Origin of the sequence: Flavobacterium sp. (genome assembly GCF_028712645.1) — a bacterium.
In the GTDB taxonomy this organism is placed as follows: domain Bacteria; phylum Bacteroidota; class Bacteroidia; order Flavobacteriales; family Flavobacteriaceae; genus Flavobacterium.
In genome coordinates, this window is sequence record NZ_JAQTPQ010000346.1 from 1 (window position 1) to 3,012 (window position 3,012).

2 protein-coding genes are annotated in these 3,012 nt (G+C 32.6%); one reads left to right on the forward strand and one right to left on the reverse strand.

The features are described 5' to 3' along the window. On the reverse strand, positions 1 to 1,538 hold a 1,538-nt coding region (locus tag PHC28_RS17600), incomplete at its 3' end, for an N-6 DNA methylase (RefSeq protein WP_300103606.1). Between the two features lie 275 nt (positions 1,539 to 1,813). On the opposite strand from PHC28_RS17600, the gene ahcY reads away from it, so the two are divergent. Further along, on the forward strand, positions 1,814 to 3,012 hold a 1,199-nt coding region (ahcY, locus tag PHC28_RS17605), incomplete at its 3' end, for an adenosylhomocysteinase (protein ID WP_300103608.1).

A 3,012-nucleotide genomic window follows, 5' to 3' on the forward strand; every position in this document is an offset into this window, starting at 1 on the left:
AAAGAAATAACTTTCCAGCTTTCTTTAATTACAGGAAAATTTGAGGGCGAATAAATACTAAAACTTTTTTCTTCAACAGATTGTTGGTTGTTAGCGTTAATTTTTCTCAACTCTCGCAATGATTCTTGAGCGATTCCTTTTTCATTTTTACACCAAATCAATTTGGTAGGGTCTTGAGTATTTGATTTTTTACCTATAAAAAAACTGACATCGGTAAGTGCATCTTCAAAAACAAAATTGCCAAGTTTCGCAACTGTTTTTATATGTATCTGTTCTTTAATCTCATTTCTCATTTTTGAATAGGAATCAAAAGTGAAAATAGACGAAGGTAATACGCAACCAATAACACCATCATTTCCTAATGATTGTATTGCTTTATAGAAAAAAGCACTTGCTTGGTTGGGTTTTCCATTTCTAGAATTTGAACCTAATGTTTCTAAAATAGCATCTCTGCTGTCTTTACTTTTCAAAAGTTCCCAAGAGACAAAAGGAGGGTTCATCAATATTAAATCGTAATCATTTGCCCACTGTTGAGTTAATGAATCTTCAACTCGTTTTATTTCAAATTCTAAATCGGTATTGTTCCATTGCGTTCTTTTTTCGTATTGGAGTAAAAAGTTTGAAGTATTTACAGCGCTTTCAGAACTATCCCAGCCTATTACTTTTACTTTTCCCTTATAGCCAAAATTCTTTAATTGTTTAAGCGCTTCTATTAAAAATTCAGACGAACCGCACGAAGGATCAAATATTATTAAATTTGTTTTTTTTAAGTCTATTTCTTTTAAACTGTTTTCAACAATTGTTCGAGCTAAATATTGTGGTGTGTAGTGAATGCTTGAATACGCATCATTCCTTGTTGCTAATTTATTTGACGCTCCAAATAATTCTAATTGTGGATTAAAATAAATAACTTCACGATGAGCTTCTTGAAATAGTGCTCCAGCGGAATGTCGTAGAATTAAATCAAGATTAGGGTGTATAGATTTAACACCTTGTTTTATTAAATCTACAAAATAATCAAATTGATAAGGCAAATCAATTTTTTGAATCCCCCATTTTGTATAATCAATTTTTGTATAATCTTCTTCAATGCTAATTAATAATTGAAATAAAATATTTAAAGCAACTGATGGATTTTCACTTTCTCTTGATATATTTCGTAATTGTCTAAAAATATCCAAAACAAAAGGAACAACATCACTTTGTGTTTTATATGATTTAGAAATTAAATAATTGTAAAATTCACTTGAATTTGTTTCTATTTTATTTAATGGAATTTCTTCTGATTTGTTTCTATCAAGCCAATTTAAAATTTTTAAATTTTCATTTTCTATTACAATAAAATTTTTAGTATTAGAAGACCAAGCGATGTTAAAAAGAGTATTTATATCTGCTCCATTTGACTTTGTTTGCAAACAAAAGTCACCACTTCCTCCATTAAGCATAAGGTATTTATTATCCTGAATAATAGGATTTAAAAGAATTGGCAATAAACCAAAATTCTTTTTCCAATTAGTAATGTCTGAAAGATTATTCATATTGCGAAAGTAGAAAAAAAATAGCAATAAATTTCAAATGAAAAACTAAAACGTCTTAATTTATCAGATTTTTAGCCCCGATAGCAGTGGAAATCCTCCCGATTTTTCTTCGGGAGATTGCAACGAATAGCGGGATTAGCTTCTTAAAAAAATTATTTCATTATGATTCAAAAGATTACGGCATTAAACAATTCACAAATATTCCTAATGCTTTTTAAATTATAAAGTTATTACGTAAATTTGCAAAAAATTTTACAATTACAAATATACTATAAATGAGTACAACGACTACGCCTTATGTGGCTTTCAAAGTAAAAGACATTTCTCTAGCGGCTTGGGGAAGAAAAGAAATTGAATTGGCCGAGGCTGAAATGCCAGGTTTGATGGCGCTTCGTGCTGAATATAAAGACGAACAACCGCTTGCTGGTGCTCGTATTGCAGGATGTTTACATATGACGATTCAAACTGCGGTTTTGATCGAAACATTAATTGCTCTTGGTGCTGAAGTGACTTGGAGTTCTTGCAATATTTTCTCAACCCAAGATCAGGCTGCTGCTGCAATTGCTGCTGCTGGAATATCAGTTTATGCTTGGAAAGGTTTGAACGAAGAAGATTTCGACTGGTGTATTGAACAAACTTTATTCTTTGGAGAAGACAGAAAACCATTGAATATGATTCTTGATGATGGTGGCGATTTGACCAATATGGTTATTGATCGTTACCCAGAATTGGTTGCTGGAATCAAAGGTTTGTCTGAAGAAACTACGACTGGTGTTCACCGTTTGTACGAAAGAGTGAAAAACGGAACTTTGCCAATGCCTGCAATTAACGTGAATGACTCGGTTACTAAATCGAAATTTGACAATAAATACGGTTGTAAAGAATCTGCAGTTGATGCGATTCGTCGTGCTACCGATATTATGTTGGCTGGAAAAAGAGTAGTCGTTTGTGGTTATGGTGATGTTGGAAAAGGAACTGCTGCTTCTTTTAGAGGTGCTGGTTCTATTGTAACAGTAACCGAAATTGACCCAATTTGTGCTTTACAAGCTGCAATGGACGGTTATGAAGTGAAGAAATTAAACACTGTTGTTGGAAATGCTGATATCATCATCACGACAACTGGAAATAAAGATATCGTTCTTGGAAGTCATTTCGAACAAATGAAAGACAAAACTATCGTTTGTAACATCGGACACTTTGATAACGAAATTGATATGGCTTGGTTGAACAAAAACCACGGAGCATCTAAAATCGAAATCAAACCACAAGTTGACAAGTATACAATCGCTGGAAAAGACATTATCATCTTGGCAGAAGGTCGTTTGGTAAACCTTGGTTGTGCTACAGGTCACCCAAGTTTTGTAATGAGTAACTCATTTACAAACCAAACTCTAGCTCAAATCGAATTGTGGAAAAACAGCGCAGCTTACAACAATGACGTGTATATGTTACCTAAACATTTAGATGAAAAAGT